The following is a 5,675-nucleotide window of genomic DNA, read 5'->3' on the forward strand; positions in this document are numbered from 1 at the left end:
AGGAGCTTGGGGATGACCTACTTTCGCATACGAAGAGTACACTATCATTGGCGCAAGTTCGTTTCACGGCCCTGTTCGAGATGGGAAGGGGTGGTTCCAAACCGCTATTGTCCCCAAACATAACTGGTAATGTTATGCATGGTGCTAAACATGTGTTTAGCCTGCTTTAACAAATTGGAAGAAGTAAAGGATTTAAGCTTGTTGGCTTAAGTATTTCAATGGGATTAAGGTACGAAACATATTGTTTCTATATCTTAGATGATTGCCAAATCATATTGCTTTGAACTACACCTTATTAGATTTCCTTTTCAGGTTGTCTAAGTTTTAAGGTTATAGGATCAAGCCTCACGAGCAATTAGTATCAGTTAGCTTAATGCATTACTGCACTTCCACACCTGACCTATCAACGTCCTGGTCTTGAACGACTCTTTAGCTGGCTTAAAGCCAGAGGCAAGTCTCATCTCGAGGCGAGTTTCACGCTTAGATGCTTTCAGCGTTTATCTCTTCCGCACTTAGCTACCCAGCTATACCATTGGCATGATAACTGGTCCACCAGAGGTGCGTCCACTCCGGTCCTCTCGTACTAGGAGCAGGTCCCCTCAAACTTGCAGCGCCCACGGCAGATAGGGACCAAACTGTCTCACGACGTTTTAAACCCAGCTCACGTACCACTTTAAATGGCGAACAGCCATACCCTTGGGACCGGCTACAGCCCCAGGATGTGATGAGCCGACATCGAGGTGCCAAACTCCCCCGTCGATATGAACTCTTGGGAGGAATCAGCCTGTTATCCCCAGAGTACCTTTTATCCGTTGAGCGATGGCCCTTCCATACAGAACCACCGGATCACTATGACCTGCTTTCGCACCTGCTCGACCTGTCCGTCTCGCAGTCAAGCAACCTTATGCCATTGCACTATCAGTACGATTTCCGACCGTACCTAGGTTACCTTCGCACTCCTCCGTTACTCTTTGGGAGGAGACCGCCCCAGTCAAACTGCCTACCATACACGGTCCCCAGTCCGGATTACGGACCTAGGTTAGAACCTCAACAACATCAGGGTGGTATTTCAAGGTTGACTCCACGGAATCTAGCGACTCCGCTTCAACGTCTCCCACCTATCCTACACAAATCTTGTCAAAGTCCAATGTAAAGCTGCAGTAAAGGTTCATGGGGTCTTTCCGTCTAGCCGCGGGGAGATTGCATCTTCACAAACATTTCAACTTCGCTGAGTCCCGAGAGGAGACAGTGTGGCCATCGTTACGCCATTCGTGCGGGTCGGAACTTACCCGACAAGGAATTTCGCTACCTTAGGACCGTTATAGTTACGGCCGCCGTTTACTGGGACTTCAATCAAGAGCTTGCACCCCATCATTTAATCTTCCAGCACCGGGCAGGCGTCACACCCTATACGTCCACTTTCGTGTTTGCAGAGTGCTGTGTTTTTATTAAACAGTCGCAGCCACCTTTTCACTGCAACCCCATCATGCTTCGAGAGTAAATCTCTACACACTACCGGGGCGCACCTTCTCCCGAAGTTACGGTGCTAATTTGCCGAGTTCCTTCTCCCGGGTTCTCTCAAGCGCCTTAGAATTCTCATCCTGCCCACCTGTGTCGGTTTGCGGTACGGTCTTATACAACTGAAGCTTAGTGGCTTTTCTTGGAAGCATGGTATCAATCACTTCGTCTGCAAGCAGACTCGTTATCACGTCTCAGTCTTAGCTCTCCGGATTTGCCTAAAGAACCAACCTACACGCTTGAACCGGGACATCCAACACCCGGCTGACCTAACCTTCTCCGTCCCCACATCGCATTGTATAGAGGTACAGGAATATTAACCTGTTTCCCATCAGCTACGCATCTCTGCCTCACCTTAGGGGCCGACTCACCCTGCGCCGATGAACGTTGCGCAGGAAACCTTGGGCTTTCGGCGAGGGAGCTTTTCACTCCCTTTATCGCTACTCATGTCAGCATTCGCACTTCTGATACCTCCAGCATACCTCACGATACACCTTCGCAGGCCTACAGAACGCTCTCCTACCATGCCAGTAAACTGGCATCCGAAGCTTCGGTTACGTGCTTAGCCCCGTTACATCTTCCGCGCAGGACGACTCGACCAGTGAGCTATTACGCTTTCTTTAAATGATGGCTGCTTCTAAGCCAACATCCTGGCTGTCTATGCCTTCCCACTTCGTTTTCCACTTAGCACGTCATTTGGGACCTTAGCTGTCGGTCTGGGTTGTTTCCCTCTTGTCCACGGACGTTAGCACCCATGGACTGTCTCCCGTAATTGCATTTCTCAGTATTCGGAGTTTGCAATGGTTTGGTAAGTTCTTATGAACCCCCTAGCCATAACAGTGCTCTACCCCCGAGAATGATATACGAGGCACTACCTAAATAGTTTTCGGAGAGAACCAGCTATCTCCAAGTTTGTTTAGCCTTTCACCCCTATCCACAGCTCATCCCCAAATTTTTCAACATTTGTGGGTTCGGACCTCCAGTACCTGTTACGGCACCTTCATCCTGGCCATGGATAGATCACTTGGTTTCGGGTCTACACCCAGCGACTAATTCGCCCTATTCGGACTCGATTTCTCTACGCCTCCCCTATCGGTTAAGCTTGCCACTGAATGTAAGTCGCTGACCCATTATACAAAAGGTACGCAGTCACCCCTTACGAGGCTCCCACTGTTTGTATGCATACGGTTTCAGGATCTATTTCACTCCCCTCCCGGGGTTCTTTTCGCCTTTCCCTCACGGTACTGGTTCACTATCGGTCGATATCGAGTATTTAGCCTTGGAGGATGGTCCCCCCATGTTCAGACAAGGTTTCTCGTGCCCCGCCCTACTTTTCGTTACCCTAGTTCCACAAACGGGATTTCGTATACGGGACTATCACCCACTACGGTCGGACTTTCCATTCCGTTCTACTATCGCGTCTGCTAAAAGTAACAGGCTGTTCCATGTTCGCTCGCCACTACTTACGGAATCTCGGTTGATTTCTTTTCCTCGAGTTACTTAGATGTTTCAGTTCACTCGGTTCGCTTTACTCTTCCTATATATTCAGAAGAGAATGACCTTACGGCCGGGTTTCCCCATTCGGACATCTCCGGATCAAAGCTTATTTGCCAGCTCCCCGAAGCTTTTCGCAGGCTATCACGTCCTTCATCGCCTGATATCGCCAAGGCATCCACCATATGCACTTATTCACTTGACCCTATAACGTTAAAACCTAAACCCTTTTAAATCTAGATTTCGTCGTGCATGAGACACGCGTTACAGGTAATTCTAAAGCACTATCAAACCTCGTTAGATTTGCTTAAATTATTGATTACTCAACAATCTAAACGTCTCAACTTGCGTTTAATATATTTATGATTTTGCAATCAATCGATATTGTTTCCGGTTAAAAAACAATATCGCCCATTGAATATAAGTTGTCATCACACAACCTATATTCCTTTACTTCTTCCATTTTGTTAAAGAGCAGTCTTAGTTATTAAACTAACGTTTAAAAACCAGAAGCAAACATTATCCAAACTTCAACTAACGTTTGCTTCTAATCTCTAAACCGCAACAAAGCTTTATATATCCAACCACTAATCGGTGGTGGAGGATAACGGGATCGAACCGTTGACCCCCTGCTTGCAAAGCAGGTGCTCTCCCAGCTGAGCTAATCCCCCAATATTCGGTGGTGGGTCTGGTTGGGCTCGAACCAACGACCCCCGCCTTATCAAGACGGTGCTCTAACCAGCTGAGCTACAGACCCTAAGGCGGTTTGCCTAAATCTTTGTTGCTGCTTATTTTCAGATGACTGATAAGAGTGAATGCTTGAAGCCGAGTGATCTTCTCTAGAAAGGAGGTGATCCAGCCGCACCTTCCGATACGGCTACCTTGTTACGACTTCACCCCAGTCATGAATACTACCGTGGTAATCGTCCCCCTTGCGGTTAGACTAACTACTTCTGGTAAAACCCACTCCCATGGTGTGACGGGCGGTGTGTACAAGGCCCGGGAACGTATTCACCGCGACATGCTGATCCGCGATTACTAGCGATTCCGACTTCATGCTCTCGAGTTGCAGAGAACAATCCGGACTACGATCGGCTTTCTGAGATTAGCTCCCCCTCGCGGGTTGGCAACTCTCTGTACCGACCATTGTATTACGTGTGAAGCCCTGGCCATAAGGGCCATGAGGACTTGACGTCATCCCCACCTTCCTCCGGTTTGTCACCGGCAGTCCCATTAAAGTGCCCAACTAAATGATGGCAATTAATGGCAAGGGTTGCGCTCGTTGCGGGACTTAACCCAACATCTCACGACACGAGCTGACGACAGCCATGCAGCACCTGTGTCCACTTTCTCTTTCGAGCACCTAATGCATCTCTGCTTCGTTAGTGGCATGTCAAGGCCAGGTAAGGTTTTTCGCGTTGCATCGAATTAATCCACATAATCCACCGCTTGTGCGGGCCCCCGTCAATTCCTTTGAGTTTTAATCTTGCGACCGTACTCCCCAGGCGGTCTACTTCACGCGTTAGCTGCGTTACTCATGGATTTTACTCCACCAACAACTAGTAGACATCGTTTAGGGCGTGGACTACCAGGGTATCTAATCCTGTTTGCTCCCCACGCTTTCGTGCATGAGCGTCAATATTATCCCAGGGGGCTGCCTTCGCCATTGGTATTCCTCCACATCTCTACGCATTTCACTGCTACACGTGGAATTCTACCCCCCTCTGACATATTCTAGTCTTGTAGTTTCAAACGCAGTTCCCAAGTTGAGCTCGGGGATTTCACATCTGACTTACAAAACCGCCTGCGCACGCTTTACGCCCAGTAATTCCGATTAACGCTCGCACCCTACGTATTACCGCGGCTGCTGGCACGTAGTTAGCCGGTGCTTCTTATCAAGGTACCGTCAGCCTCACACTTTATTAGAATGTAAGTTTTCTTCCCTTGCGAAAGAGCTTTACAACCCGAAGGCCTTCTTCACTCACGCGGAATGGCTGGATCAGGCTTGCGCCCATTGTCCAAAATTCCCCACTGCTGCCTCCCGTAGGAGTCTGGACCGTGTCTCAGTTCCAGTGTGGCTGGTCGTCCTCTCAGACCAGCTACTGATCGTCGCCTTGGTAGGCCATTACCCCACCAACTAGCTAATCAGATATCGGCCGCTCTTATAACGTAAGGTCCGAAGATCCCCTACTTTCCCCCTCAGGGCGTATGCGGTATTAGCTAATCTTTCGACTAGTTATCCCCCATTACAAGGTACGTTCCGATATATTACTCACCCGTTCGCCACTAATCCCCTTAGCAAGCTAAGGTTCATCGTTCGACTTGCATGTGTAAAGCATTCCGCCAGCGTTCAATCTGAGCCAGGATCAAACTCTTCAGTTTAATTCCTAACTATTACTTTTTACCTCAATTAAGAGGCGGTATTCGATTCGCTTATATCTCAAATTCATTTCAAGGTATGTGTGTAAAATACACTGTACATACTTGTCATAAATCTAAGTGTAAAGCATTTGTATTTTCTGAGTTTCTACGCATTAAATGCGCTTCACTCAACTACAAACACCCACACTTATCAGTCATCCTAATTTTTAAAGAACATCAGCTTTTTCGCTGTTTTCGTTACCGTTATTTCGTAACGAGGTGCGCATTATACAGAGGTTTTT

2 tRNA genes and 3 rRNA genes are annotated in these 5,675 nt (G+C 48.1%); all 5 read right to left on the bottom strand.

Annotated elements, in window-relative coordinates:
• Nucleotides 1–4 precede the first annotated feature (4 nt).
• Nucleotides 5–118 (bottom strand): 5S ribosomal RNA (gene rrf, locus INP78_RS14475).
• A 216-nt stretch (nucleotides 119–334) separates the two neighbouring features.
• Nucleotides 335–3,217 (bottom strand): 23S ribosomal RNA (locus INP78_RS14480).
• A 390-nt stretch (nucleotides 3,218–3,607) separates the two neighbouring features.
• Nucleotides 3,608–3,683: transfer RNA gene (locus INP78_RS14485), tRNA-Ala, on the bottom strand.
• A gap of 9 nt (nucleotides 3,684–3,692) precedes the next feature.
• Nucleotides 3,693–3,769, bottom strand: a tRNA-Ile gene (locus INP78_RS14490).
• Between the two features lie 86 nt (nucleotides 3,770–3,855).
• Nucleotides 3,856–5,394: ribosomal RNA gene (locus tag INP78_RS14495) — 16S ribosomal RNA — on the bottom strand.
• Together the 16S, 23S and 5S rRNA genes with 2 tRNA genes alongside form the textbook arrangement of a ribosomal RNA operon.
• Nucleotides 5,395–5,675 lie beyond the last annotated feature (281 nt).

Origin of the sequence: Methylophilus sp. 14, from assembly GCF_015354345.1 — a bacterium.
In the GTDB taxonomy this organism is placed as follows: domain Bacteria; phylum Pseudomonadota; class Gammaproteobacteria; order Burkholderiales; family Methylophilaceae; genus Methylophilus.